Annotated in this window: 22 protein-coding genes, 1 tRNA gene and 1 riboswitch; of the genes, 10 read left to right on the top strand and 13 right to left on the bottom strand. The window is 67.5% G+C overall.

From position 1 onward, the window contains the following. Positions 1 to 20: 20 nt before the first annotated feature. Entirely contained in the window at positions 21 to 800 is a 780-nt protein-coding gene (locus CLD20_RS11410) for a class I SAM-dependent methyltransferase (protein ID WP_224406742.1), read from the top strand. An 18-nt stretch (positions 801 to 818) separates the two neighbouring features. Here the strand turns inward: CLD20_RS11410 and apaG are convergent, their stop codons facing one another. Beyond that, on the bottom strand, positions 819 to 1,211 hold the full coding sequence (apaG, locus tag CLD20_RS11415) for a Co2+/Mg2+ efflux protein ApaG (RefSeq protein ID WP_224406743.1): 393 nt from the start codon (positions 1,209 to 1,211) through the stop codon (positions 819 to 821). 196 nt (positions 1,212 to 1,407) lie between these two features. On the opposite strand from apaG, the gene CLD20_RS11420 reads away from it, so the two are divergent. From CLD20_RS11420 to CLD20_RS11435, 4 genes are all read left to right on the top strand, one after another. Further along, the gene (locus CLD20_RS11420) at positions 1,408 to 3,390 is read left to right on the top strand and encodes a glycosyltransferase (RefSeq protein ID WP_224406744.1); all 1,983 of its coding nucleotides are present in this window, start codon (positions 1,408 to 1,410) and stop codon (positions 3,388 to 3,390) included. A gap of 189 nt (positions 3,391 to 3,579) precedes the next feature. Continuing rightward, a complete protein-coding gene (locus tag CLD20_RS11425) occupies positions 3,580 to 5,061 on the top strand; it encodes a glycosyltransferase (RefSeq protein ID WP_224406745.1) in 1,482 nt (493 codons plus the stop codon). Positions 5,062 to 5,286: 225 nt separating this feature from the next. Further along, a complete protein-coding gene (locus CLD20_RS11430; protein ID WP_224406746.1) occupies positions 5,287 to 6,789 on the top strand; it encodes an aldehyde dehydrogenase family protein in 1,503 nt (500 codons plus the stop codon). Positions 6,790 to 6,796: 7 nt separating this feature from the next. Further along, the gene (locus CLD20_RS11435; RefSeq protein WP_224406747.1) at positions 6,797 to 8,059 is read left to right on the top strand and encodes an FAD-binding oxidoreductase; all 1,263 of its coding nucleotides are present in this window, start codon (positions 6,797 to 6,799) and stop codon (positions 8,057 to 8,059) included. Between the two features lie 55 nt (positions 8,060 to 8,114). On the opposite strand, the gene CLD20_RS11440 is transcribed toward CLD20_RS11435, so the two are convergent. Then, positions 8,115 to 8,189 (bottom strand) — tRNA-Gly (locus CLD20_RS11440). 111 nt (positions 8,190 to 8,300) lie between these two features. Next, a complete protein-coding gene (locus CLD20_RS11445; RefSeq protein WP_370636867.1) occupies positions 8,301 to 9,926 on the bottom strand; it encodes a lysine--tRNA ligase in 1,626 nt (541 codons plus the stop codon). Between the two features lie 176 nt (positions 9,927 to 10,102). Here CLD20_RS11445 and CLD20_RS11450 point away from each other — a divergent pair, with 176 nt between their 5' ends. From CLD20_RS11450 to CLD20_RS11460, 3 genes are read left to right on the top strand one after another with little or no spacing between them, the layout of a single operon-like run. Then, on the top strand, positions 10,103 to 10,513 hold the full coding sequence (locus CLD20_RS11450; protein ID WP_224406748.1) for a tellurite resistance TerB family protein: 411 nt from the start codon (positions 10,103 to 10,105) through the stop codon (positions 10,511 to 10,513). Between the two features lie 33 nt (positions 10,514 to 10,546). Continuing rightward, positions 10,547 to 11,353, top strand: a complete 807-nt coding sequence (locus CLD20_RS11455; RefSeq protein ID WP_224406749.1) for a sterol desaturase family protein — start codon at positions 10,547 to 10,549, stop codon at positions 11,351 to 11,353. Between the two features lie 18 nt (positions 11,354 to 11,371). After that, entirely contained in the window at positions 11,372 to 11,908 is a 537-nt protein-coding gene (locus CLD20_RS11460) for a GNAT family N-acetyltransferase (protein WP_224406750.1), read from the top strand. Positions 11,909 to 11,911: 3 nt separating this feature from the next. Here CLD20_RS11460 and CLD20_RS11465 read toward each other — a convergent pair whose 3' ends face one another. Beyond that, entirely contained in the window at positions 11,912 to 12,739 is an 828-nt protein-coding gene (locus CLD20_RS11465) for a transporter substrate-binding domain-containing protein (RefSeq protein ID WP_224406751.1), read from the bottom strand. Between the two features lie 98 nt (positions 12,740 to 12,837). Here CLD20_RS11465 and CLD20_RS11470 point away from each other — a divergent pair, with 98 nt between their 5' ends. Beyond that, the gene (locus CLD20_RS11470; protein WP_224406752.1) at positions 12,838 to 13,440 is read left to right on the top strand and encodes a CDP-alcohol phosphatidyltransferase family protein; all 603 of its coding nucleotides are present in this window, start codon (positions 12,838 to 12,840) and stop codon (positions 13,438 to 13,440) included. A 46-nt stretch (positions 13,441 to 13,486) separates the two neighbouring features. Here CLD20_RS11470 and CLD20_RS11475 read toward each other — a convergent pair whose 3' ends face one another. Further along, on the bottom strand, positions 13,487 to 14,704 hold the full coding sequence (locus CLD20_RS11475; RefSeq protein WP_224406753.1) for an O-succinylhomoserine sulfhydrylase: 1,218 nt from the start codon (positions 14,702 to 14,704) through the stop codon (positions 13,487 to 13,489). A 51-nt stretch (positions 14,705 to 14,755) separates the two neighbouring features. After that, positions 14,756 to 14,833, bottom strand: a riboswitch (SAM riboswitch). A 57-nt stretch (positions 14,834 to 14,890) separates the two neighbouring features. Here CLD20_RS11475 and CLD20_RS11480 point away from each other — a divergent pair. After that, positions 14,891 to 15,997 carry a 2'-deoxycytidine 5'-triphosphate deaminase gene (locus CLD20_RS11480; protein ID WP_224406754.1) on the top strand — a complete coding sequence of 369 codons (1,107 nt, stop codon included), beginning with the start codon at positions 14,891 to 14,893 and terminating at the stop codon, positions 15,995 to 15,997. A gap of 65 nt (positions 15,998 to 16,062) precedes the next feature. On the opposite strand, the gene CLD20_RS11485 is transcribed toward CLD20_RS11480, so the two are convergent. From CLD20_RS11485 to CLD20_RS11520, 8 genes are all read right to left on the bottom strand, one after another. Beyond that, the gene (locus CLD20_RS11485) at positions 16,063 to 16,992 is read right to left on the bottom strand and encodes a thermonuclease family protein (protein WP_224406755.1); all 930 of its coding nucleotides are present in this window, start codon (positions 16,990 to 16,992) and stop codon (positions 16,063 to 16,065) included. A 16-nt stretch (positions 16,993 to 17,008) separates the two neighbouring features. Beyond that, positions 17,009 to 17,695 carry a helix-turn-helix transcriptional regulator gene (locus tag CLD20_RS11490; protein ID WP_224406756.1) on the bottom strand — a complete coding sequence of 229 codons (687 nt, stop codon included), beginning with the start codon at positions 17,693 to 17,695 and terminating at the stop codon, positions 17,009 to 17,011. A 123-nt stretch (positions 17,696 to 17,818) separates the two neighbouring features. Then, positions 17,819 to 18,397, bottom strand: coding sequence for a thioesterase family protein (locus CLD20_RS11495; protein ID WP_224406757.1), 579 nt, complete (start codon positions 18,395 to 18,397; stop codon positions 17,819 to 17,821). 3 nt (positions 18,398 to 18,400) lie between these two features. After that, positions 18,401 to 20,602, bottom strand: coding sequence for a 3-hydroxyacyl-CoA dehydrogenase NAD-binding domain-containing protein (locus tag CLD20_RS11500; protein ID WP_224406758.1), 2,202 nt, complete (start codon positions 20,600 to 20,602; stop codon positions 18,401 to 18,403). Positions 20,603 to 20,658: 56 nt separating this feature from the next. Then, positions 20,659 to 21,117 carry a cupin domain-containing protein gene (locus CLD20_RS11505; RefSeq protein ID WP_224406759.1) on the bottom strand — a complete coding sequence of 153 codons (459 nt, stop codon included), beginning with the start codon at positions 21,115 to 21,117 and terminating at the stop codon, positions 20,659 to 20,661. 2 nt (positions 21,118 to 21,119) lie between these two features. Further along, positions 21,120 to 22,328: an acetyl-CoA C-acetyltransferase gene (locus CLD20_RS11510; RefSeq protein WP_224406760.1), complete on the bottom strand. Its 1,209-nt coding sequence runs from the start codon at positions 22,326 to 22,328 to the stop codon at positions 21,120 to 21,122. Between the two features lie 87 nt (positions 22,329 to 22,415). Further along, positions 22,416 to 24,218: an acyl-CoA dehydrogenase C-terminal domain-containing protein gene (locus tag CLD20_RS11515; RefSeq protein ID WP_224406761.1), complete on the bottom strand. Its 1,803-nt coding sequence runs from the start codon at positions 24,216 to 24,218 to the stop codon at positions 22,416 to 22,418. A 187-nt stretch (positions 24,219 to 24,405) separates the two neighbouring features. Continuing rightward, complete coding sequence (locus CLD20_RS11520) at positions 24,406 to 24,807, bottom strand: MerR family DNA-binding transcriptional regulator (protein ID WP_224406762.1); 402 nt, start codon at positions 24,805 to 24,807, stop codon at positions 24,406 to 24,408. Between the last annotated feature and the right edge of the window lie 162 nt (positions 24,808 to 24,969).

Genomic DNA, 24,969 nt, shown 5'->3' on the forward strand with positions numbered 1-24,969 from the left:
ACCGCCCCGCAGGAGAGCACATGACCCCCCGCCACCGCATCCGTTTCCCCGCCGCCGAGAGCAAGTCGCTGTCCCAGAGCGAGGCTTTCTTCTTTCTCGTGGAGGGCGATGAGGAGCGGCGCCTGCGCTTTCACGACTATGATGCGATCTACGGCAGGCCCGGCCTCTACGAGCAGCTCTTCTACGACCGGCTGAAATGCTCTTCGCCGCGGAAGGTCGGCGAGATCCTGAAATCCGCGCTCGACGCCAATGGTCTCCACCTGACGGAGCGGCGCGTCCTCGATCTCGGCGCCGGCAACGGCATCATGGGCGAAGTGCTGAAATCCTATGGCGTCGCCCGCCTCGTCGCCGTCGACATCATCGAAGAGGCAAGGCAGGCGGCCGAGCGCGACCGGCCGGGCGTCTACGACGAATATTACGTGGCCGACTTCACCGATCTGGCGCCGGAAATGCTGGAGGATCTGGAGGGCTGGTCGTTCGACTGCCTCACCTCCGTCGCCGCCCTCGGCTTCGACGACATCCCGGTAAAGGCCTTCCTGCAGGCGCTGCGCCTCGTCGCCGATGGCGGCTGGGTCGCCTTCAACATCAAGGAGAGCTTTCTCTCCAGCGCCGACCAGTCGGGCTTCTCACGGTTCATCCGCGAGCTGATCTTCTCGCAATACGTCGACATCCACCACCTGGAACGCTACCGCCACCGTCTCTCCATGGAGGGCCTCCCGCTCTATTACTTCGCCTTCGTCGGCCAGAAGCTTGCCGATATCCCGGAGGATTTCCTCAAGCGCTGCGGTATCGAGGAATAAGGGTGCCGGCGCCGCCGCTCAGTTGAGCAGCGTGCGCCCGCCGGGCAGGTCGAGCGAGAAGGCGGGGATGGCAATGGAGAAGGTCGAGCCGTCCTCGCCCACCATGTCGTAGCTGCCGACCATGATGCCGGAGGAGGTCGCCAGCGGACAGCCGCTCGTGTAGCGGTAGGACTTGCCGGGTTCGATCTCCGGCTGTTCGCCGACGACGCCTGCCCCGTGGACTTCCTCCACCCGGCCGACCCCGTCGGTGATCTGCCAGTGCCGACGCAGGAGCTGTACCCGTTCGGAGCCCTCGTTGGCGATCTCGACCGTGTAGGCCCAGAAGAAACGCCCTGCCTTCGGGTTTGATTCCTTCTCCAGAAACTCCGGCTCGACGGAGACAGTGATGTTGCGGGTCGTGGCGCGGTACATCTTCGGCGGGAGGCTCCTTCGCGCCTCTTCTGCTTGAGCCGGCCTTTTCTGGCAAGCGCTTTGCGCCACGGTTGCTTTGGTGTGCGGTCGCACTCGACAGTTGAAAAAATCTTCGAAAAGTTGAATCGTCAGCGCCGGCTCGCCTCTGCGGCGGCGGGCGGGAATCTGCGTACGCGAGCCGATGGGGGGCAGCGGTTTGGCGATCGGGGGGGCCTCGGAGAGCGGCCGCGCGGCTGCAAGCGGTATCGGCCGGCTGGGCTCCGAGCCCGCTGCCCGCCGGGTTCGTCTGCCTTCCCGCGACCAAGAGCCGCTCCAGTCTCCCGCCCCTCTGCCGGCCGATGTCGCCTTCCTCGCCCGCGCCGGGATCCAGCCGGGCGTCCTCCTACTGGCGGCAAGGCTGGCGCGGCTCCGGCGCACTTCGGCGAGGCGGGAGCTCTTCGCCCTCAGGAGCTTCGACCCGGCGCTTTACTGGCGGCTGCTCGCCCGCGACCTCGGCATCGCCTTTGTCTCCGATGCGGCCGAGGTCGGGCCGTATCCGGGAGCACGTCCGGTCGAGGCGCGCATCGCCGCAAGGGCCGAGCGTGTCCTCGTCATCAAGGACGGCGCTTCGCTTCTTCTCGTCGCGCCCACCGATGCGGCGAAGGTCGCCGATCTTGCCGCGCGCCTTCGGGCCGTGCCCGAACTGAGGGCGCGCATCGCCATCGCCGCCCCGGAGACGATCCGCAAGATCCTGCTTTCGCGCAGCGCCGAGGCGCTCTCCTACGCCGCCACCCATCGCCTGGCACGTGCTGCGCCCACCGCCTCGGCCATGCAGACGGGCTCGCGCCCGGCGCGCATCGCCGTGGGCGGCTCGGCCGCGTTCTTTGTGGCCGCTGCCGCCTTCTCGCCCTTTCCCTCCGGCGCGCTCGTCGGGCTTTGTCTGTGCGCCTTCTTTTTCCTGGCCATCCTGTTCAAGGGCGTGGCGGCGCTCGCCCGCCCGGCGCGGCTGGAGCCACCGCCGCTGCGCGACGCGGATCTGCCGCCCTATACGGTGCTCGTGCCGCTGCATCGCGAGGCCGCCGTGATGCCGGATCTCGTGCGCCACCTGGCGGCGATCGACTATCCGGCCTCCAAGCTCCAGTGCCTCCTCCTTATCGAGAGGGGCGACGAGGAGACGCTGGAAGCGGCCGCCCGTCATGCGCACGACCCGCGCTTTCAGGTCGTCGTCGTGCCGACGGGAGCGCCGCGCACCAAGCCGCGCGCCCTGGTCTATGGGCTCTCCTTCGCCGCCGGCCGCTACTGCGTCGTCTTCGATGCGGAGGACCGGCCGGAGCCCGACCAGCTGCGCAAGGCCGCCGCCCTCTTCGCCGTGGACCCTGAGCTGGGCTGCGTCCAGGCCCGGCTGACGACGGACAACACCGAAAACCTCGTCTCGGCTCTCTTCGCCATCGAATATGCCGCCAATTTCGACGTCCTGCTGCCGGCGCTTGCCGCCTGGCGGATGCCGATCCCGCTCGGCGGCACGTCCAACCATTTTCCGATGCGGGTGCTGAAGCGCATCGGCGCCTGGGATCCCTTCAACGTCACCGAGGATGCCGATCTCGGCCTCCGCCTTGCCCGCTTCGGCTATCACACGAAGACGATTGCCTCGCGCACTTTCGAGGAAGCTCCGGTCGGACGCCGGCAATGGATGGCGCAGCGCCGCCGCTGGCTGAAGGGCTGGATGCAGACCCTGCTCGTCGCCTTCCGCCCCGCCGGTCCCGGCGTGCCGCGCCTGACGTTTTCCGACGCGCTCGCCGTCATGGCGATACTCGGCACAGGCGTTGCCGGCTTTCTCGTCTATCCGCTCGTCCTCGCCATGCTCGCCATCGTCTTCCTGCTCTTCGGCGAGATCCCGCCGCCCGAGACGCCCCTGGTCGGAGCGCTGATGGGCTTCAGCCTGCTCAACGGCATACTTCTCGTCGTTTTTTCGGCCGTCATGGCGGTGCGCGGTCTTCTCGCCATCCGCCGGCCGGACCTTATGCCGCTGGTGCCGCTCCTGCCGCTCTACTGGCTGGCGATGTCGCTCGCCGCGTGGCAGGCGCTGTTCCAGCTCCTGCGCACTCCCTTCCTCTGGGAAAAGACCGAGCACGGCCTCTCCCGCGCCCGCCGAACCGGCTCGCATCCTGCCCGCAGTGCCGCCGCCGCGCCGCCTCGGTAGCGCCCCGGCGGTTGAGGCTTTCCAAAGGGGGGTGCTAGAACCCAGCCGTCGCCGGCCGGGATATCCCCGGCCGTATTCCCGCCTTGGCCCGGCGCTTGCTGGGACCATCCCGAGACAGAAGATGGCCGGCGGTCGCCCGTACCGGCGTCCCTGTGGCGCGCCTCCGGCAAGCAAACCCGAAAGAGGGGCATGGCACAGCTCGTCCAATCCACCCATCACGCATCGCTCGACGATTACGAGCGTATCCCCCATCTCGGCTTCGGCGTGCGCGAGATGAAGGCGGAGGCCGAAACGCTTCTGCCGAGGCTCGGCGGCCGTCGCGTCTTCATGGTCAACAGCACCGCCCAGGGCGGCGGCGTCGCCGAGCTGCTGCCCGGCCTCATCACCCTGATGCGCGACCTCGGCATCGATGCTAACTGGCTCGTCATGCAGGCCGAGGAGCCGGAGTTTTTCGCGCTGACGAAGCGCATCCATAACCTCATCCACGGCCACGGCGATGCCGACCTCGGAAACGGCGAGCGCGCCCTTTACGAGGAGGTGAGCCGCAAGGCCGCCGGCCGGATCCGCGAACATTTGAGGCCCGGCGATATCCTTGTCGTGCACGACCCGCAGCCGATGGGCGCCGGCGCGCTCCTGCGCCAGGAGATGGATATCACCGCCATCTGGCGCTGCCATATCGGCCTAGACGACGAGACCGATGAGACCCGCGCCGCCTGGGGCTTTTTGGAGGAATGGGCCGGCCCGTACGACCATTCCGTCTTCACCGCGCCGGAATATATCCCTGCCTGTCTCGCCGGGCGGGCGACGGTCATCCATCCCTCCATCGACCCGCTCGCAGACAAGAACCGCGACCTGTCGGTGCGCAAGATCGTCGGCATCCTCGCCAATGGCGGGCTGGTGCGCACTTCGAGCCCGACTGTCACGGAGGCCTATCCGGAGATTGCCGAGCGCATGCAGGCGGACGGAAGCTGGGCTCCGGCGACGGAGCCGGAGGATCTCGGTCTCCTCTTCCGGCCCATCGTCACGCAGATTTCCCGCTGGGACCGGCTCAAGGGCTATCTGCCGCTGATGCAGGCTTTTGTGTCCATGAAGGAGACGCTGAAGGCCGACGGTGCCGGCCTCTCGCCCGAGAGGCGCCGGCCCCTGGAGCTTGCCCGCCTCGTCCTCGCGGGGCCCGATCCGAAATCGGTGACCGACGATCCGGAGGGGCTTGCCGCGCTCCAGGAGGTGCGCGAGGCCTATTGCGCCCTCTCTCCGGATCTTCGCGAGGCGATCGCGATCATCTCCCTGCCGATGGCCTCCAGGCGCAACAACGCCCTGCTCGTCAATGCGCTGCAGCGCTGCTCAGATGTCGTCGTGCAGAACTCCATCCAGGAAGGCTTCGGCCTCACCGTGACGGAGGCGATGTGGAAGCACGCGGCGATCCTCGGCTCCTCGGCGGCGGGCCTTCGCCAGCAGATCCGGCCCGATCTCGACGGCTGCCTGGTCAAGAACCCGGAGGACCCGCATGAGATCGCCGCGGCGCTGAAGGGCCTTCTGCAGGACCAGGCGCAAAGGGAGGCTTTCGGTTCCAGCGCGCAGCAGCGCGTCCACGCCGATTTCCTCGTCTTCTCGCACGTGCGCAATTGGCTGCGCGTGATCGCTTCCACGCTCGAGCTTCGCTACGCCTGAGCGGCCGTGCCATGCGCGGCCTTCCGCTGGCGGCCTGTGCATGCCTGCCTGATCGGTGACGACGGGCAGGCATGCGGGGCAAACACCCGCTTGCCCCTGAGGGGCGGTCTGCGACAAGAGTGATTCTGCCGGGGCGCGGTCTGCGGCTCCATACTCGGAACTCGGGACTGCGGGTGCGAGGGGGGCGCGCGACTGCAGGCTTCGGCGACACACGGAGAGGATTTCATGACCTATAGCGACATCCTGAAGGCCTGCGGCCTGACGGAGGAAGAGACCGGTGGCGGCGCTCTGGCCGTGACGACGCCGGTCGACGGCTCGGTGATTGCGCGCCTGAAGACCCATTCGAAAGAAGACGCCGAGACGATGATCGGCAAGGCGGCCGAGGCTTTCCGGGCCTGGCGGCAGGTGCCCGCGCCCCGGCGGGGTGAGTTCGTCCGCCTCCTCGGCGAGGAGCTGCGTGCCGAAAAGGAGAATCTCGGCCGCCTCGTCAGCCTCGAATGCGGCAAGATCTATCAGGAAGGGCTCGGCGAAGTTCAGGAGATGATCGACATCTGCGACTTCGCCGTCGGCCTGTCGCGCCAGCTCTATGGCCTGACGATCGCCAGCGAGCGGCCGGGCCATTCCATGCGCGAGACATGGCATCCGATGGGCGTGTGCGGCATCATCACGGCGTTCAACTTCCCGGTCGCCCCCTGGTGCTGGAACGCCTCTCTGGCGCTCGTCTGCGGCGATCCCATCCTCTGGAAGCCTTCGGAGAAGGCGCCTCTGTGCGGTCTGGCGGTGCAGGCGATCTGCGAGCGGGTGATGAAGAAGTTCGGCTCCGATGCGCCGGATGGGCTCATCCAGGTTCTCGTCGGCGGCGCCGAGCTCGGCCAGGCGATGACCGCTTCGAAGGATGTCGCCATCGTCTCCGCCACCGGCTCCGTGCCGATGGGCAAGAAGGTCGCGGCGGCGATGGCCGAACGGCTCGGGCGCTGCATCCTGGAGCTCGGCGGCAACAACGCCATGATCGTCGCCCCCTCGGCCGATCTGGAGATGGCGGTGCGCGCCATCGTCTTTTCCGCTGTCGGTACGGCCGGCCAGCGCTGCACCTCGCTGCGGCGGCTGATCGTCCATGAGAGCGTCTACGACGAGCTCGTCCCGCGGCTGATCGCGGCTTATGAGGGCCTGCCGATCGGCGATCCCCTCGCCGATGGCACGCTGGTCGGACCGCTCATCGACCTCGATGCCATGAAGGCCATGCAGGCGGCGCTGGAAACGGCGAAGGCCGAAGGCGGCGTTGTGCACGGCGGCGGCCGCGCGCTTCAGGGCGAGAAGCCGGAAGCGGCCTATGTCCATCCGGCCATCGTGGAAATGCCGGGGCAGAGCGACATCGTCCACCACGAGACCTTCGCGCCGATCCTCTACGCCATGAAGTATCGCGAGCTGGACGAGGCGATCGCCATGCACAATGCCGTGCCGCAGGGGCTCTCCTCGTGCATCTTCTCCACCGATGTGCGCGAGAGCGAGCAGTTCCTGTCCGCCATCGGATCGGATTGCGGCATCGCCAATGTCAATATCGGCCCCTCGGGCGCAGAGATCGGCGGCGCCTTCGGCGGCGAGAAGGATACCGGCGGCGGGCGTGAGAGCGGCTCGGATGCCTGGAAGGGCTATATGCGCCGCCAGACCAACACGGTGAACTGGTCGCGCGCCCTGCCTCTCGCACAGGGCATCAAGTTCGACGTGTGAGGCTGCGATGGTGCCAGCGCTGAATCTCTGGGAGGCGACGGCCGGCGCACCCGTCGTCGCGCCGCCTCTGGAGGGGGAAGTTCGGGCCGGCGCCGTCATCGTCGGCGGCGGCTTCACTGGCCTCAGCGCGGCGCTGCATCTGGCGGAGGCAGGCGTCGATACCTGCCTCCTGGAGGCCCGCAGCATCGGCTATGGCGGCTCGGGGCGGAATGTCGGCCTCGTCAATGCCGGGCTATGGACCCCGCCCGACGAGGTGGAAGCGCTTCTGGGGAAGGAAGAGGGGGCAAGGCTGAACGCCGCCCTCGCCAGCGCCCCTTCGCTGGTCTTCAGCCTCGTGGAGAAGCACGGCATCGCCTGCGAGGCGGTGCGGGCCGGCACGCTGCATCTGGCGCATTCGCCGGCCGGGCTGCGCGACCTTGAGCGGCGGCACGCCCAGCAGGTGAAGCGCGGCGCGCCTGTCGAGCTTCTGGATGCGAGGCAGACCGCCGCCCGCACCGGCTCCGAAAGCTTTGAGGGCGCCCTTCTCGACAATCGGGCCGGCACGATCCAGCCGCTCGCCTATGCGCGCGGTCTGGCACGGGCGGCGCAGGCGGCGGGCGCGCGGCTTCACCAGGAAAGCCCGGCTCTCGCCGTGCGGCACGAGAACGGCGAATGGGTGGTGGAAACGCCTCTGGGCCCGGTGGTGGCGAGGCATCTGATCCGCGCCACCAACGGCTATTCGGTCCTGCTTGCCCCGCCCCCCTTCACGCCCGTCAGCTATCTCCAGGCGGCGACGCCGCCGCTCGCTCCCGATCAACTGGAGAAAATCCTGCCCGGGCGTCAGGGCTGCTGGGATACGGCGACGGTGATGTCGTCGATCCGCCTCGACGCGGCGGGCCGCCTCGTCGTCGGCGGTGTTGGAAGCCTGGAATGGGCCGGGCGAGGCCTGCATCTTGGCTGGGCGCGGCGCAAGATGAAGAAGCTCTACCCCTTCCTTGGCGAGCTGTCTTTCCAGTTCGCCTGGAGCGGGCGCATTGCCATGACGGGGGACCACCTGCCGCGTGTGGCGCGGATCGGCCCGAACGCCGTCTCCATCTTCGGCTATAGCGGCCGCGGCATCGGGCCGGGCACGCTCTTCGGCAAGGCGGCGGCCGAATGGGTTCTGACCGGTGCCGAGGATCGCTTCCCGTTGAAGCTTTCGCAGCCGAAGGGCGAAGCCTTTTCGAGGCTGAAGGAGGCCTATTACGAGGCCGGGAGCCTCGCCACGCACATGGTCGGCGGCTGGAAGTGACCGCGAGACAATCCCGCAAGGCGGCGCGGGAGGCTCTGTTTCACGGGAAAAGGAATGGAGCGGGCGATCGGGATCGAACCGACGACATTCAGCTTGGGAAGCTGACGTTCTACCACTGAACTACGCCCGCAGCCGTCCGGCAAAGTGGCGAGGCGAGGGGGCCTCGTCAAGCAGCTTGTGCGGTGATGCATGGGCCGGACTTTTTGTCTTGGGCCCGCGCACATCTTCATCCACCCCGTCCCTAGGCGGCGAGCTTGCCGTCGAGCGCCGTCTTGATCAGCGCGCGGGTCTCTTCGAGGCCGTAAAGGGCGACGAAGGAACCGAAGCGCGGTCCCTGATCCTGGCCGAGGAGTACCTGGTAGAGCCCCTGGAACCAGTCGCGCAGATTGGCGAAATCGTGCTCCTTGCCGACCGCATAGACCTCGTTCTGGATGGCCTCGCCATCCGCATCCGCCGGCAGCTTTTCAAGCCGCGCATCGAGGTCGGCGAGAGCCGCCTTCTCCGTCTCGCTGGGCGCTCGGAAGCTTTTCGTCGGCCTGACGAAGTCGTGGTAGTAGCGGATCGCGTAGCCGACCAGTTCGTCGAGCTTGGGATGGTTTTCCGCCGTCGCCCCCGGCGCGTATCTCGAGATGAAGCCCCACAGCACGCGCGCATCCTCCGAATTGGAGGCCGAGACGAGATTGAGCAGCATGCCGAAGGAGACCGGCACGTCGAGTTCGGGCGGCTCGCCGGAATGGATGTGCCAGACCGGATTGACGATCTTCTGCTCCGCCGCCTGTCCGGGATAGGCCGTCAGGTGGCTGAAATAGTCGTCCACCGCCCGCGGAATGACATCGAAGAAGAGCCGCTTGGCCGACTTCGGCTTGGTGTACATGTAGAGCGCAAGGCTCTCCGGCGATGCATAGGCGAGCCAGTCCTCGATGGTCAGCCCGTTGCCGCGCGACTTCGAGATCTTCTCGCCGTTCTCGTCGAGGAAGAGCTCGTAGTTGAAGCCCTCAGGCGGGCGCGCGCCGAGCGCCCGGCAGATCTGCGAGGAAAGGCGGACCGAATCGATGAGGTCCTTGCCGGACATCTCGTAATCGACGGATAGCGCCGCCCAGCGCATCGCCCAGTCGGCCTTCCACTGGCACTTCACCCGACCGCCCGTGACGGCGACGCTCACCTCCTCGTCCGTCTCCGGATCGATATAGGTGATGGTGCCGGCCGCAGGGTCGCGCGCGATCGTCGGCACCTGCAGGACGATGCCGGTGCGCGGGCAGATCGGCAGGAAGGGCGAATAGGTGGCGCGCCGCTCCGGCCCGAGCGTCGGCAGGATGATGTCGCGCACCTCCTCGTAGACGGAGAGCATCTTGAGGAGCGTTTCGTCGAAGCGCCCGCTCTTGTAGTAGTCGGTTGCCGAGGCAAACTCGTATTCGAAGCCGAAGCGGTCGAGAAAGGCCCTGAGGCGCGCATTGTTGGCCGCGCCGAAACTGCCATGCTCGGAGCCGAACGGGTCGGGGATCTCCGTCAGCGGCTTGCCGAGGTTTTCTCGCATCATCTCCTTGTTCGGCACGTTGTCCGGCACCTTGCGGAGCCCGTCCATATCGTCCGAAAAGCACAGGAGCCGGGTCGGCACGGCGTCCTTGGTCAGGATGCGGAAGGCATGACGCACCATCGTCGTGCGGGCCACTTCGCCGAAGGTGCCGATATGCGGCAGGCCCGAGGGGCCGTAGCCGGTCTCGAAGAGGACCTCCGAACCGCCGCTCTTTTCCAGGCGCGCAATCAGCTTTCGCGCCTCCTCGAAGGGCCAGGCCTTGGAGACGCGTGCGGCTTCCAGCCATTCCTCCGGCAGGTTTTCCATGTCGTTTGTCCCGTTGCGGATCGTCATGGGGCGCGGCAGCCCGTGGCGCGGCGTCCCTTTCAGCGGCGGTCTAGCCCAGCCGGGCGTGAAGGTCGATAGAGGGCGCAAAACCGCGCAAAGCCTTGCGGTGCCCGGGCGGCGAACCTAGCTAGCTCATGAACCGATGCCCCGGAAGGCCGGGGCCCTCAAGGCTGGAGCCCGAAATGCCCTCCGTTTCCGTCCAGGACGCCCTCGTCTATGCCATGATCACCGTCTCGGCCGCCGATGCCGAAATGGCCGATCCGGAGCTGAAGACGATCGGCGAGCTTGTCGACACCCTGCCCGTCTTCGCCGACTACGACGGCGCGCTGCTGCCCAAGGTGGCGGGCGTCGCGGCCGAAATCCTCGCCGACGAGGCGGGGCTGGAGAACATGCTCCAGCTCCTTGAGGCCACCGTGCCGGCCCGGCTTCACGACACGCTCTATGCGCTTGCCGTGGAGGTCGCCATCGCCGACCGGAACCTGCCGCAGGAGGAATTGCGCTTTCTCCAGCTCCTGCGCGACCGGCTCGATATCGACAAGTTGACCGCCGCGGCTCTGGAGAGATCGGCGACGGCGCGCTACCGCCATGCCTGACGCGGACGCCGAAGGAAGGCTGAGAGGAACGGCATGAGTTTCGGCTTCCTCTTCACCGAGGCCGGCATCCGGCTTCTCGCCTTCTTCGGCATCTTCGGCGCCATGGCCGCCTTCGAACTCGCCTTTCCGCGGCGCGACGCCCATCCCCTCAAGGGCCGGCGTTGGGCAACGAATCTCGCCATCCTGCTTCTCGACGTCGCGGTCCTGCGCGTTCTCTTCCCGATGGCGGCGGTCGGCGCCGCGCTCTTTGCCGAGAGCCAGGGTTGGGGGCTCTTCCGCATCATCGGCCTCGACCCTCTTCTGGCCGGTATCCTTGCTTTCCTCCTGCTCGATTTCTCCGTCTGGGCAGAGCATGTGGCCTTCCACAAGATCCCTCTTTTGTGGCGCGTCCACCGGGTCCATCACGCCGATGTCGATGTCGATGTGACGACGGCGCTGCGCTTCCATCCGATCGAGATCGTCCTTTCCATGTGCCTGAAGGCGGCCTTCGTGGTTCTCCTCGGCGCGCCCGTTCTGGCCGTCCTCCTTTTCGAGATCGTCCTGAACGGCGCGGCGATGTTCAACCACTCGAATGTGCGCCTGCCGGAAAGCGTCGACCGGGCGCTCCGCTGGCTGATCGTGACGCCCGACATGCACCGCATCCACCATTCGGTGGAGCGGCGCGAGACCGACAGCAATTACGGCTTCAACTTCTCCATCTGGGACCGGCTCTTCCGCGTCTATACGGAAGACCCGGAGGCGGGACAGACGGCCATGCGGCTCGGCCTTTCGGCGCATCAGGACGAGTTGCCGTCCCGGTTCTTCTGGACGCTCATCTATCCGTTCCGCCGCGGCGCCTGAGCGGAGAGGAGGGGAGACATGAAGATCCGCGAGACGGGCTCGGCCGACTTTGACGCCGTGCTCGATATCGAGCGCCGCGCCTTCGGCCGCGAGGAGGAGGCAAGGCTGGTCGTCGATCTCCTCGCCGATCCGACGGCCGCGCCCTGCCTGTCGCTCCTAGCCGAGATGGACGGCCGGCTCGTCGGTCATATCCTCTTCAGCGCCGGCCGCGTGGAGGAAAGCGAGCTACGCTGTGCCGTCCTCGCGCCGCTGGCCGTGCTGCCGCAATTCGAGAACAAGGGCTGCGGCGGGGCTCTCATCCGCGAGGGGCTGGAGCGCCTTCGGGCGGCCGGAACCGGCCTCGTCTTCGTCCTCGGCCATCCAGGCTATTATCCGCGCTTTGGCTTCTCGCCGGCGATGCCGGAAGGGCTGTTGCCGCCCCATCCCATCCTGCCGGAGTTTCAAGATGCGTGGATGGTCGTCGCACTCAAGGACGGGCTGCTGGGCGAGGTGACGGGGAAGGTGCGCTGCGCGCAAACGCTGGAGCAGCCCGAGCTCTGGCGCGAGGAGAGCTGAAAGCTAGAAAAGGCTCACCGGGAAATAGCGCAGATAGAGTTCCGCATAGGTGCCCTTGCGGTAGACCTCGCGCAGGGCGTAGTCGAGCGCGCTCTTGAGCTCGCTCTCATTAGGCCTGACGACGATCTTCAGCCCGTCGCCGAAATAATTGTCGTTGAGATAGGGCCCACTCGAGAAGGCGCAGCAGGCGCCGGATGTTTCGCCGTGGATCCAGAAGGAAAGCCGCAGCGCGTCGCCGAAGACGGCCTTCAATCGCTTTTCCTTCAGCGAGGCGAGGGCGTCTCCGAGATTCGGGTAGCAGGCGACGGCAAGGTCGGGAAAATAACGCTCCAGATAGGCCTGATGGGCGCTGTGGCAGACCACCCCCACGAAATCGCCCTCCGCTTTGTCCGGATCGAAGGCGGCATCTGAAAGCGAGACGAAGCGCGCCGGGACCTTGAGGTAGGGCCGCGTGGCGAGCAGCGGCTGCTTCGCCTCGGGGTCGGGCGAGAGCCCGGCGATGACGGCGTCGCCCTCCTTGTCGCGCAGCGCCTTCTCCAGCGTGTCGAAGGGGCGGGTCTGGATCGCGCATTCGGCCTCCAGCACCTCGCAGACGGCCCTGACGAGGTCGATGTCGAAGCCGATCAGCGCGCCGCGCCGGTCGCGGTAGGAAAAGGGCGGAAAATCGTTGGTGGCCAGAAAGCGGATCGGACCGATCGTGTCGGTGTTGGGCCGCTCGATGCGCGAGCGCGGGTCCCAGAAATTGGGAATGACCGGCTCCTGCGCGCGGGCGATGCCGGCCGCGACGAGGGCGAGAAGGCTGAGGAGGAAGAGGATTCTCGGCTTTTGCATCGGGCGGTCACGGCGAATCTCAGAACCGTTCATAGTGCGTCCGGGAGGGAACGGCTAGGTTCGGCGCGAATCCGAGAAGAAGGCTGAAAGGGGTAGGCATGCTCGACGGCGTCATCCGGAAGAATATCGAGCCGGCGCTCGACCGGCTGGGTATTGCGCTCGTGCGCCTCGGTATCGGCGCCGACCAGGTGACGATCGGCGCTTTCGTCATCGCGCTCTTTTCCGGCCTCGCCATCGTCGCGGAAGCCTATGCGCTCGCGCTGGTCCTCATTCTTATGAGCCGCCTCGCCGACGGGCTCGACGGGGCCGTGGCGCGCGCCACGATGCCGACGGACCGCGGCGGCTTCCTCGACATCACCCTCGACTTCGCCTTCTACGGCCTCGTCCCGGCGGCCTTCGCGCTTGCCGATCCCGGCGAGAATGCCGCCGCCGCCGCGATCCTCCTGCTCTCCTTCTATGTCAACGGAGCGAGCTTCCTCGCCTACGCGGTGATGGCGGAAAAGAAGGGTCTTTCGACTGACCGGCGCGGGCAGAAGTCGCTCTATTTCACCACCGGGCTGGCGGAAGGGGTGGAGACGATCATCGCCTTCTGCCTCTTCTGCCTGTTTCCCGGCGCCTTTGCGCCGCTCGCTCTGATCTTCGCGCTGATGTGCTTCGTCACCGCCGGCGCCCGCATTCTGCTGGCCTGGCGGACGTTCTAGGGCTTCTCCCTCTCTCCCCCTTGGGGGGAAGGCGGGGAGCGCTTCGTTACGAGGCGGCGCGGGCGGGCGGGGCTTCTGCGGCCACCGCATCGAGCGCGGCGGCAATGTCCTCGGCCAGATCGGCCGGATCTTCGAGCCCCACCGAAAGCCTGAGCATGCCGTCGGTGATGCCGAGCTTGATCCGGTCCTCTTCGGCGACGCTCTGATGCGTCGTCGTCGCCGGGTGCGTGATGAGGCTCTTGGCGTCGCCGAGATTGTTGGAGAGCTTGATGATGGAAAGCGCGTTGGCGAAGCGGAAGGCCGCCTCCTTGCCGCCGGCAAGCTCGATCGCGATCATCGTGCCGCCGGAGCGCATCTGCCGGCAGGCGAGGGCGAATTGCGGGTGGTCGGGCCGGCCGGGATAGGCGACGCGCTTGACCGCCGGGTGCATGGCGAGGACCTCCGCAAGGCTCGCGGCCGTATCGGCCTGACGCGTGACGCGCAGCTCCAGCGTCTCCAGCGACTTCACCAGCACCCAGGCATTGAAGGGGCTGATCGCCGGCCCGGTATGCTTGAGATAGGGCAGGAGCTTCTCCTCCACCCATTCGGCATTGGAGAGCACCACGCCGCCGAGGCAGCGTCCGTGCCCGTCGATATGCTTCGTCGCCGAATAGACGACGGTATGGGCGCCGAGCTCCAGGGGCTTCTGCAGGATGGGGGTGGCGAAGACGTTGTCGACGACGAGCCGGGCGCCCGCCGCCCGGGCGATCTCGGCGACCCCGGCGATGTCGATCAGTTCGATCGTCGGATTGGCGGGGCTTTCCAGGAAGAAGGCCTTCGTCTCCGGCCGCACGGCGGCGCGCCACTGGTCGAGATCCGGCCCGTCCACCAGCGTGCAGGAAACGCCGAGCCGCGGCAGGAACTGCGAGACGACGTAGAGACAGGAGCCGAAGAGCGCCCGCGCGGCGACGATATGATCGCCCGCGGCGATGTCGCAGATGAGAGCGGCCGTCACCGCGGCCATGCCCGAAGCCGTCGCCTTGGCCGCCTCCGCGCCCTCCAGCAGCGCCATGCGCTCCTCGAACATCGCCACGGTCGGATTGGCGTAGCGCGAATAGACGAAGCCGGGATCCTCGCCGTTGAAGCGGGCCTCGGCGGCCTCCGCGCTCGGATAGACGAAACCCTGGGTCAGGAAGAGCGCCTCCGACGTCTCGCCAAAGGGAGAGCGCGTCGTGCCTCCATGGACGAGGCGGGTGGCGGGGCGGAGCTTGTCGTTCTCGGTCATCGGTGCATTCTCGCTCGCAACAAAAAACCCGGCCGGGCCGCCGCCAGACCGGGTGAACACACCCCGACCTTTTAGCGAGTTGTTTAACGTGGCTGCAAGCCGGCCGGCCAAATCACCACGGGATATCGAAGCGCTTACCTCCGAGCCGCCTTGGCGTCAATGCCGCCATCGGCTAACGCATTCAGGATGGACGCGTGGGGCATCAGCGACAGCGGGGCGGAGGGCATTCTGCCCGACGAAGGGATCGGCCGTCTTATGGAGGCCGGCGCGATCGCGCTTGCCCGCCCGCCCGCCGAGAACCAGGTGCAGCCGGCGAGCCTCGACCTTCGCCTCGGCACGCGCGCCTTCCGCGTGCGCGCCAGCTTCCTGCCGGGCCCGGCGCACAGCGTCTCCGAAAAACTGGAGCGCTTCGCCCTGCATGCCTTCGACCTCTCCGAGGGCGCCGTGCTGGAGACCGGCTGCGTCTATATCGTGCCGCTGCTGGAAAGCCTCGCTTTGCCGGCCGAGATCGAGGCGAGCGCCAATCCGAAGAGCTCCACGGGCCGGCTCGACGTCTTCACCCGCGTCATCGCCGACCGGGCTCGCGCCTTCGATCAGGTGCCGCCCGGCTATCAGGGCCCGCTCTATCTGGAGATCTCGCCGCGAACCTTCCCGATCCTGGTGCGCACCGGCTCGCGCCTGTCGCAGATCCGCTTCCGGCGCGGGCGCACCCGGCTCTCCGACGGCGAGCTCGCCGAACTGCATGCCCGCACGCCGGTGACGACGGGCGAGCCGCGTTTTGCCGGCGGTCTGCCGGTCTCCATCGATCTTGCCGGCGAGGGGGGAAGCCTGATCGGCTACCGCGCCAAGCGCCACACCGGCGTCATCGATGTCGACAAGCCGGGCGCCTACGCCGTCGCCGATTTCTGGGAAGAGCTGAGGCCGAGCGCCGATGCCGGCCTCATCCTCGATCCGGACCAGTTCTACATCCTCGCCTCGCGCGAAGCGGTCAGTGTCCCGCCAGAGACGGCGGCTGAAATGGTGCCCTTCGATCCGCTCGTCGGCGAGTTTCGCGTCCACTATGCCGGCTTCTTCGATCCGGGCTTCGGCCATGTCGCGGCCGGCGGTTCGGGCAGCCGCGCGGTGCTGGAAGTGAGAAGCCGCGAAGTGCCCTTCATCCTGGAGCATGGCCAGACGGTCGGGCGCCTCGTCTACGAGAAGATGGCGGCTCTCCCCACCGCGCTCTATGGCGCCGGGCTCAGCTCCAACTACCAGGGCCAGGCCCTCAAGCTCTCCAAGCATTTTCGAGGCTGAACCCCTCCGCGTCGAACGCGCCGCTCTTTCTCTTTATGGCGGGGCCTGGCGCCGTGGCTTTGCGCCTATTGCGCCGGCAGTCCCGGCACGAGGTTCGGTTGAGGAGTGCCGGCTGCGGGGTCGCTGGGCGTGGGGGCGGCGGGCAGGGGCACAGGCTCCGGTTCTTGGGGCGTCTCGCGCGTTACGCCAATCGGCCCGATCGGCGCCGGCGCCGAAATCTCGGGGCTCGTGCCGATGGGCCCGGGCCGCGTCGGGCTCCAGATGCCGAGCTTTTCCTGGCGGGCGTCGTCTTCGGCCTTGCGGTAGCGCTCGGCCGCGGCGCGCGCCCAGCCGCGGCGCACCAGCCATTCTCCGAGCTCCGTCTCGCCGAGCCGGCATTCGGTCGCCGCCGGCAGTTTCCGCTCGCCGGCCGGCACGACGCAGTCGACGGCGCGGGCGCGGATGAGGCGGCGGAGCGCCGCGCGCGCCATCTGCCCGCACGGCCAATTGTCGTCGCCGCAGGTGGCCTCCGGCGCCGGCGCGTCGATGCCTGCGAGCGCCACCTCCGCTTCGCGTGCCTTCAGCCTGCCGGCAGATACCGCCACCGGGCGGAAGAGCTTTTCGGTGCGCGCCTCCTTCGGGGCCTCCGGCTCCGGCGGGGCAGGAGGGGCGGGCGGCACGACGCGCGTCAGGGGCCCCGTCACCTCCGGCCCGCGGGTGAAGCCGCGCGGGGTCACGTCGCGTGCGGCGGGCGGCACCTCCTGGCCGTCGAGGAGATTGCCGGAAGCGGGAAGGGCGGACGGATCGCCAGGCGAAGGGCCTTCGCCACCTGCGGCAATGGTCGGCTCGGGGGGCACTTCGGAAGGCGTCTCGCGCGCCACCTTGCCGCCCGCCTCCGTCGCCGTCATTTCGGCGGGGGGCGTCGGCTCGCTCACCCGCGGCCCGCTCGGCAACAGGAGAAAGGCGGCGAGGCCGGCCGCGACCAGGGCAATGGCGGCCAGGGCGACGATCCGCATCAGGTGACTTTCGTGGTCACTGGCTGGCCCAGATGATCCTTGCGATCCATTCGATCTCGGTGAGCGGGAGCGTGCGGTCGGGATGCTCGGGATTGAGCGAGACGAGTTCCACGGCCTTCGTCGTCTGCCGCTTCAGCACCTTGGCCATCACCTCCCCGTCCACCGTCCTGACGACAACACGGTCGCCGCGCCGCAGCTGCGCGCCGGGGGCGACGATGATGACGTCGCCGTCGCGGTAGACCGGCAGCATGGAATCCCCGCTCACCTCCAGCGCATAGGAGCCCTCGGCATGGGCCGAGGGGAGCGGAATTTCATCCAGGCCCTGGCCGACGGGAAAGCCGCCATCGTCGAAGAAGCCGCCCGCCCCCGCCTGGGCAAGGCCGAGGAGCGGCACCTGTGCCGGGGCTGGCAGGCGCCCTTCCAGTTCCGCACCGAGCAGACTGCCCGAAGGCGCGCCGGCCTCGCGTGCCCGCGCATCCACCAGCGAGATGAATTCGTCGAGCGAAGCGCCGGTCGCATTGAGGATCTTGGCCACCGATTCCGTCGATGGCCAGCGTGGCCGCCCGTCGGCGGAAAGCCGCTTGGAGCGGTTGAACGCCGTCGGGTCGAGCCCTGCCTTGCGGGCGAGCGCCGAGGCGGTGAGCCCGTAGCGGCTGGCGAGCGCGTCGATGGCGCTCCAGACGGTGGAATGGGTCCAGGACATATCCGAGCGGCATCCCCGCCCTCTGTCAGATCAAGGAATATAGTCCTGAAAGCCGGGAGAAGACAACCGGTCGCACCTTTCTTCCCCCCAAAGTGTCGGGAGGCGCCCGGCAGGCGCGACCGATCAGAAAGTTGGGCGCGCGCCGGCTTCCATTGCCTTGGCCCGATCGCGCACCGCGCCCTGGGCGGCGAGGAACGCGGCGACGTCCGCGTCGGGCTCCGGCGCTTCGGCCGAAATGCCGAGGATGGCGAAAATCTCCTCCGGCGAAACGAAGCGGCGCCCCTTCCGGTCGTAGATGCCGCCCCAGGTCAGCGCCTGCGCGGCGACGACCTCCTCGCCGTTCTTCTCCGCCAGGAAGAGATGCTCGCCGACGACGCTCGTCTCCTGCCATGTGACGAGGCGCGATTTCAGCCGGAAGGTCTGCCACAGGCGGATTTCCTTGCGGAAGACGATGTTGACGCCGCCCAGCATCGGCGCCCAGCCGCGCTTCATCGCCTCCGACCAGAGGCCGAAGCGCAGGAAAAGGTCGAAGCGGCCGATATCGGCCAGCATCAGGTAGCGGCCGTTGGTGATGTGCAGGTTGTTGTCGCAGTCCCATGGCCAGGCGCGGAAGGAGAGTTCCGAGACGCCGAAGGGCGCATCGAGCGGCGTGCGCGACCTGGCCGCGGCGGCGAGCGCCAGGATGCGTCCCCAGACATACATCGTTCAGGCGGCTTTGCTCTCGTCCGCCCCGAAGCGGCCGTAGAAGGTCTCGCCCTTCTTCGCCATCTCGCGCAGCAGCTTGTTCGGCTTGAAGCGGGGCCCGTGCTTTTCGGCCAGCTTCTCGGCGAGCTTCACGAAGGCGCCCACCCCCATGAAGTCGATATAGGAGAGCGTGCCGCCGGTGAACGGGGCAAAGCCGAAGCCGAGAATGGAGCCGAGATCGGCCTCGCGCGGATCGGTGATGACGCCTTCCTCCACCGTGCGCGCCGCTTCCAGCGCCTGCGTGACGAGGAGGCGCTGCTTCAGTTCGGCGATGTCGAACTTTTCCGCGTTTCTCGGCGCCGCGATATCGGCAAGGCCCGGCCAGAGCCGCTTTTCCCGGCCCTCGTAGTCGTAAAAGCCCTTGCCGTTCTTGCGCCCGAAGCGCTGGCGCCTTTCGACGAGTTCTTCAAGAAGCGCCTTCTGCTCGGCCGACACGGCCTCCGGGCCGAGATCGGCTTCCGTCGCCTGGACGATCTTCCAGCCGAGATCGAGGCCGACCTCGTCGTTGAGGGAAAGGGGCCCGACCGGCATGCCGGCCATCTTCCCGGCATTTTCGATCATCGCCGCCGGCACGCCTTCCGTCAGCATCAGATGGCCTTCCAGGAGATAGGCCGTGACGCAGCGATTGGCGTAGAAGCCGCGCGAATCGTTGACGACGATCGGCGTCTTCCGGATCGCGCGCACATAATCGAGCGCGACGGCGAGCGCCTTCTCGCCCGTCTTCTCGCCGAGGATCACTTCGACGAGCAGCATCTTGTCGACCGGCGAGAAGAAATGGATGCCGACGAACTCGGCCGGCTCGCGGTACGCCTCGGCGAGCGAGGTGATCGGCAGTGTCGAGGTGTTGGAGGCCATGATGCCGTTCTCGCCGAGATGGTTGGCGACGCCTTGGGTCACGTCCGCCTTCACCTGCCGGTTCTCGAAGACGGCCTCAATGACGAGTTCGGCCTCCGCGAGCGCGGAATATTCCGTCGTCGTGTGAATGCGCGCCAGCACCTCGCCGGCCGCCGCCTCGCTCATGCGTCCGCGCTCGACCTCCTTCGCAAGGAGGCTTTCGCAATGCGCCTTGCCCTTTTCGGCCGCCTCCATCTCGCGGTCGATGAGGACGACTTCCATGCCGGCGCGCGCCGAGACATAGGCGATGCCCGCACCCATGAAGCCGGCGCCGATGACGCCGATCTTGGAAAACTGCGTCGGCGGCACGCCTTCGGGCCGGCGGGCGCCCTTGTTGAGCTCCTGCAGCGAGACGAAGAGCGAGCGGATCATCGCCCGCGCCTCCTTCGTCGTCAGCACCTTGGCGAAGTAGCGGCTTTCCACGTCGAGCGCCTGGTCCATGGGCAACTGCAGGCCCTCGAAGACCGATTGCATGATCAGCCGTGCCGCCGGGTAATTGTCCTGCGTCTCCTTGCGGTAGAGGGCGTTCGCCGCCGGCCAGAACTGGAAGCCGGCCGGCGTGAAGATCGCGGCCGGGCCCTTGAGGCGGTATTTTTCTTCGTCCCAGGGCTTCACCGGCGAGAGGCCGCCGCGCAGCATTTCCCTGGCGCAGGCCAGAAGGTCCTCCTCGGCCACGACCTCGTCGACGAGGCCCATCGCCTTCGCCTTGGCAGCGTCCAGCGTGCGGCCCTGCAGGAGGAATTGCAGGCCGGCCTGCGCATCGACCATGCGCATGACGCGCTGCGTGCCGCCGGCGCCGGGAAAGATTCCGATCTTCACCTCCGGCAGGCCGATCTTGGTGCCCTTGTCGGCGACGACGCGGCCGTGGCAGGCGAGCATCAGCTCCGTGCCGCCACCCATCGAGGTGCCTTTGACCGCCGCGACGAAGGGCTTTCCGCAGGTTTCCAGCCGCCGGAAGATGCGCGACAGCCTGGAAGACTGTCCCAGAAGCTCGGCGCGCGCCGCCTTCTCGTCGGCGGCGAACTTTTCCTCGTAGGCGCCGAAGAGCGAGGCGAGCATCGTGATGTCGGCCCCGCCGGTGAAATCCTTCTTGGCGCTGGTGATGATCGCGCCCTTGATGCTCTCGTCGGAGGCGACGCGCTCGACGGCCTCAGCCAGCTCCTCCATAGCCGCAAGAGAGATGAGGTTCATCGAACGGCCGGGCATGTCCCAGGTGATGATGGCGAAGCCCTCGCCGTCGGTCTCGAAGTGGAAATTCGTCTCGCTCATGGCGTTCTCCGAATTCTTTGGGCGCCCGCGCCGGCGGCGCGCCTGAAACTGGTCCGTCAGTAGGGGGTGCCGTCGCGCCGGGTGAAGCGGTCGCCGTCGCCCTCGTCGATATTGAGGAGATCGATGTCGCAATAGTGCACGACCTCGGTCTGCGGCCGCGTGCCGATCTCCAGGAAGAGCGCATCCCTGCCGGAGCGATTGACCAGGTGGTGGCCATTGGCGACGCCGGGCTTGAAGACGGCGGCATCGCCGGGCCGCAGGATCGTCTCGCCCTCGTCCTCCACGAGAACGACCTCGCCGTCGAGGATGTAGACCATCTCCTCTTCCCTCTCGTGCCAGTGGCGCTGCGAGGAGGCCGAGCCGCTCTCAAGCCGGCAGAGACTGACGCCGAACTGCGTCAGCCCGCCCGCATCGCCGAGCTTCTTGCGGAAGCGGCCCCTGGCGATCTCGTTGAAGGGCGCGGGATAGGAGCAGGAATTGTCTTCCGGGATCGCGGCCAGATCGAGCTTCGGCATCATCAGACCCTTTCGATGATGGTGGCCGTCCCCATGCCGGCGCCGATGCACAAAGTCACCAGAGCCGTGTTGAGGTCGCGCCGCTCCAGCTCGTCGAGCACCGTACCGAGGATCATGGCGCCGGTCGCGCCGAGCGGGTGGCCCATGGCGATCGCCCCGCCATTGACGTTGACCCGTGCCGGATCGAGTTCGAAAGCCTGTTGGTAGCGCAGGACGACGGAGGCGAAGGCCTCGTTGATCTCGATGAGGTCAATGTCCGACATCTTCATCTTGGCGCGCTTCAGGAGCTTCTTCGTCACGTCCACCGGCCCCGTCAGCATCAGCGCCGGCTCCGAGCCGATATTGGCGAAAGCGCGGATGCGGGCCCGCGGCTTCAGGCCTGCCGCCTTGCCGCCCTTCTTGTTGCCGATGAGGATCGCCGCCGCCCCGTCGACGATGCCCGAGGAATTGCCGGCATGGTGCACGTGGTTGACCCGCTCGACTTCCGGATGCGCCTGGATGGCGACGGCGTCGAAGCCGCCCATCTCGCCCACCATGGCGAAGGAAGGCTTCAGCGCCGCGAGCGACTGCATGTTGGTGTCGGCGCGCGGATGCTCGTCGCGCTCCAGCAGCGGCAGGCCATTCGGATCGCGCACCGGCGCGATGGAGGGGGCAAAGCGGCCCTCGGCCCAGGCCTCGGCGGTGCGCTTCTGGCTTTCGACCGCATAGGCGTCGCAATCGTCGCGCGAGAAGCCGTATTTGGTGGCGATGAGGTCGGCCGAGACGCCCTGCGGCATGAAATAGGCTGGCACGGCGACTTCCGGATCGACCGGCCACGCTCCGCCCGATGATCCGATGCCGACGCGCGACATCGATTCCACCCCGCCCGCGACGACGAGATGGTGGTGGCCCGTTTCCACCTGGCCGGCGGCGATGTTCACCGCGTCGAGGCCGGAGGCGCAGAAGCGGTTGATCTGCATGCCGGGAACCGAATTGTGCCAGCCGGCGGCGAAGACGGCGGCGCGCGCCACGTTGCCGCCCGCCTCGCCGACCGGGTCGACGCAGCCGAGGATGACGTCGTCGACGAGCCCCGTGTCGAGGCCGTTGCGCTCGGCCGTCGCTTCCAGCACGGTCGCGGCCAGCCGCACGGTCGGCACGGTGTGCAGCGCCCCGTCCTTCTTGCCGCGCCCGCGCGGCGTCCTCACATGGTCGTAGATGAATGCCTCAGGCATAAAGGTCTCCTGCCCGTTCCCTGGCGGAGGGCCCGGGCCCGTCCGTCCGTGTTTCTTGGGCGCCGTCCGTGGCGCCGGTGTGACGGATCAGAAAGCCTCCGCCGGCAGCGCCATCGTCGCGCCCGCGCCGGTTGCGATCCGTTTCAGCCGCATGCCGGTCTCCGGCATGGTGCGCTCCATGTAGTAGCGGGCAAGGGCGAGTTTCGTCTCGTAGAAAGATGTCTCGCCCGCCCCTTCGGAGAGCTTTTCGGCCGCGACCTTCGCCATCTTCGCCCAGATATGGCCGAGGGCGACGAGGCCGAAAAGATGCATGTAGTCGCTGGCGCCGGCGCCGGCATCGTTCGGGTCCGCCGCGCCGTTTTTGGCGAGCCACATCGTCGCCTTCTGCAGGTGCTCGATGCCTTCCTTGAGCGGGGCGAGGAGCGGCGCCAGCGCCTCGTTCTCTTCGTTCTCTGAGACAAAGCCGGCAAGCTCGGCGAAATAGGCCTGCACGGCGCGCCCGTTGTTCATGGCGAGCTTGCGGCCGACGAGGTCGAGCGCCTGGATGCCGTTGGCGCCCTCGTAGATCATCGCGATGCGCGCATCGCGCACGAACTGCTCCATGCCGTGCTCGGCGATGTAGCCATGCCCGCCGAACACCTGCTGCGCCGCGACCGTATTCTCAAAGCCCCTGTCCGTGAGGACGCCCTTGATGACCGGGGTGATGAGCGCCAGCCAGTCCTCCGCCTGCTCGCGCGCCGCCGCGTCGGGCGAGCGGGCGGCGATGTCGCCGGTGAGCGCCGCCGTCAGCACGAGGGCGCGCGCCGCCTCGTTGAAGGAGCGGATGCCCATCAGCGTGCGCCGGATGTCGGGATGGACGATGATCGGCGCGGGGGCCGGGGCGGCGCCGTTCGCCTCCGCTTTGGCATGGAGAGGGCGGCCCTGGCGCCGCTCGCGCGCATAGGCCACGGCGTTCTGGTAGGCGACCTCCGACTGGGCAAGGCCCTGGATGCCGACGCCGAGCCGCGCCTCGTTCATCATCGTGAACATGGCTTTGAGCCCCTTGTGCGGCTCGCCGACGAGCCAACCCTTCGCCTCTTCGTAGTTCATCACGCAGGTGGCATTGCCGTGGATGCCCATCTTCTCTTCCAGCGCCCCGCAGGAGACGCCGTTCGCCTCGCCGGGTGCGCCGGCCGCATCGGGCAGCCGCTTCGGCACGAGGAAGAGGGAGATGCCCTTCACGCCGGCCGGCGCGCCCTCGATGCGGGCAAGGACGAGATGGATGATGTTGTCGGTGAGGTCGTGCTCGCCGCCGGAAATGAAGATCTTCTGGCCGGTGATCCGGTAGCTTCCATCCTCGGCTGGCGCCGCCCTGGTGCGGATGAGGCCGAGATCGGTGCCGCAATGCGGTTCCGTCAGGTTCATCGTGGCGAGCCATTCGCCGGAGACGATGCGCGGAAGGTAGTCCCTCTTGTGCATCTCGCCGCCATGCACCGTGAGCGCGGCGATCGCGCCCTGCGCCAGGCCCGGATACATCGCCCAGGCCATGTTGGCGGTGGCGGCAAATTCGTTCATCGCCGCGGCGAGAAAGAAGGGAAGGCCCTGGCCGCCATGTTCCGGATCGGCCGAAAGTCCGACCCATCCGCCCTCCGCGTAAAGCCTGTAGGCGTCCTTGAAGCCGGAAGGCGTCGTAACCTGCCCGTCCGCATGGCGTGTGCAGCCTTGCCGGTCGCCGACGCGGTTGAGCGGCGTCAGCACCTCGCGGCAGAAGCGGGCGCCCTCTTCGAGCACCGCTTCGACGGTCTCCGGGCTCGCCTCGGCAAAGCCGGGAAGATTGGAAAGGCGCTCCACGCCGAGAAGCTCGTGGAGCACGAAAAGCGTATCCCGCACGGGCGGATGATAGTCAGGCATTTCCTCGACCTTACCTTAACGTAAGCGGCATGTTTGTTGATGCCGGTCTACCGTCGGTTGCCGCTTTTTTCAAGCTGGCCGGCTGCTTTGCCCGTCGAGGAGAGGCAAGGCACACCGCGGCAAAGCTCCCGCGGAAGCGGCCGGGCACGCACCCGGGGCCGCTGGTCCGCGATGCTTTCGCCGCTGCTTACGCGACCGGCTCGCCGGCGCGCTCTTTCATCTGCTTTTCGTTCAGCATGCCGCGGACGATCTGCATCGTGCCGTTCAGCTCGCTGATCGCCTGGTCGATCTCGTCGCGCTGGCGCTTCAGCACCGCGACCTGGTTCTCGAACTTGTCGAGCGCGACCTCCATCTGGCGGATCTGTCCGTCCTTCAGGTCGTAGAGGTCGATCATTTCCTTGATCTCCACGAGGGAGAAACCGACCTTCTTGCCAAGCAGCACGAGCTTGAGGCGCGCGCGATCGCGCCTGGAATAGATTCGGTTGAGGCCCTCGCGCCGCGGGCCCAGGAGCCCCTTGTCCTCATAAAATCGCAGTGTCCTCAGCGTTACGCCGAACTCACGCGACAAGTCTCCGATGCTGTATGTCATTTGCGTCCACTTTCCGTCATCGGCCACGATTGCGGGCATGCGAGCCCGGGTGGCAGAAAGACTATCCACGGGGATGAAAACGCAGCTCTTCGGACAGGAATATAAGGTCCGGCTATCGCTAGCCCACCGGTGGCGTCGTGTCACAGCCGAGGCTTGTACACA

The organism is Afifella sp. IM 167, from assembly GCF_020144925.1.
Lineage (GTDB): Bacteria > Pseudomonadota > Alphaproteobacteria > Rhizobiales > Afifellaceae > Afifella.

Coding starts and splice junctions, on each gene's coding strand:
- CLD20_RS11410 (WP_224406742.1), top strand. CDS start 21: ATGACCCCCCGCCACCGCATCCGTTTCCCCGCCGCCGAGAGCAAGTCG.
- apaG (WP_224406743.1), bottom strand. CDS start 1,211: ATGTACCGCGCCACGACCCGCAACATCACTGTCTCCGTCGAGCCGGAG.
- CLD20_RS11425 (WP_224406745.1), top strand. CDS start 3,580: ATGGCACAGCTCGTCCAATCCACCCATCACGCATCGCTCGACGATTAC.
- CLD20_RS11430 (WP_224406746.1), top strand. CDS start 5,287: ATGACCTATAGCGACATCCTGAAGGCCTGCGGCCTGACGGAGGAAGAG.
- CLD20_RS11435 (WP_224406747.1), top strand. CDS start 6,797: ATGGTGCCAGCGCTGAATCTCTGGGAGGCGACGGCCGGCGCACCCGTC.
- CLD20_RS11445 (WP_370636867.1), bottom strand. CDS start 9,926: ATGACGATCCGCAACGGGACAAACGACATGGAAAACCTGCCGGAGGAA.
- CLD20_RS11450 (WP_224406748.1), top strand. CDS start 10,103: ATGCCCTCCGTTTCCGTCCAGGACGCCCTCGTCTATGCCATGATCACC.
- CLD20_RS11455 (WP_224406749.1), top strand. CDS start 10,547: ATGAGTTTCGGCTTCCTCTTCACCGAGGCCGGCATCCGGCTTCTCGCC.
- CLD20_RS11460 (WP_224406750.1), top strand. CDS start 11,372: ATGAAGATCCGCGAGACGGGCTCGGCCGACTTTGACGCCGTGCTCGAT.
- CLD20_RS11465 (WP_224406751.1), bottom strand. CDS start 12,739: ATGCAAAAGCCGAGAATCCTCTTCCTCCTCAGCCTTCTCGCCCTCGTC.
- CLD20_RS11470 (WP_224406752.1), top strand. CDS start 12,838: ATGCTCGACGGCGTCATCCGGAAGAATATCGAGCCGGCGCTCGACCGG.
- CLD20_RS11475 (WP_224406753.1), bottom strand. CDS start 14,704: ATGACCGAGAACGACAAGCTCCGCCCCGCCACCCGCCTCGTCCATGGA.
- CLD20_RS11480 (WP_224406754.1), top strand. CDS start 14,891: ATGGACGCGTGGGGCATCAGCGACAGCGGGGCGGAGGGCATTCTGCCC.
- CLD20_RS11485 (WP_224406755.1), bottom strand. CDS start 16,992: ATGCGGATCGTCGCCCTGGCCGCCATTGCCCTGGTCGCGGCCGGCCTC.
- CLD20_RS11490 (WP_224406756.1), bottom strand. CDS start 17,695: ATGTCCTGGACCCATTCCACCGTCTGGAGCGCCATCGACGCGCTCGCC.
- CLD20_RS11495 (WP_224406757.1), bottom strand. CDS start 18,397: ATGTATGTCTGGGGACGCATCCTGGCGCTCGCCGCCGCGGCCAGGTCG.
- CLD20_RS11500 (WP_224406758.1), bottom strand. CDS start 20,602: ATGAGCGAGACGAATTTCCACTTCGAGACCGACGGCGAGGGCTTCGCC.
- CLD20_RS11505 (WP_224406759.1), bottom strand. CDS start 21,117: ATGCCGAAGCTCGATCTGGCCGCGATCCCGGAAGACAATTCCTGCTCC.
- CLD20_RS11510 (WP_224406760.1), bottom strand. CDS start 22,328: ATGCCTGAGGCATTCATCTACGACCATGTGAGGACGCCGCGCGGGCGC.
- CLD20_RS11515 (WP_224406761.1), bottom strand. CDS start 24,218: ATGCCTGACTATCATCCGCCCGTGCGGGATACGCTTTTCGTGCTCCAC.
- CLD20_RS11520 (WP_224406762.1), bottom strand. CDS start 24,807: ATGACATACAGCATCGGAGACTTGTCGCGTGAGTTCGGCGTAACGCTG.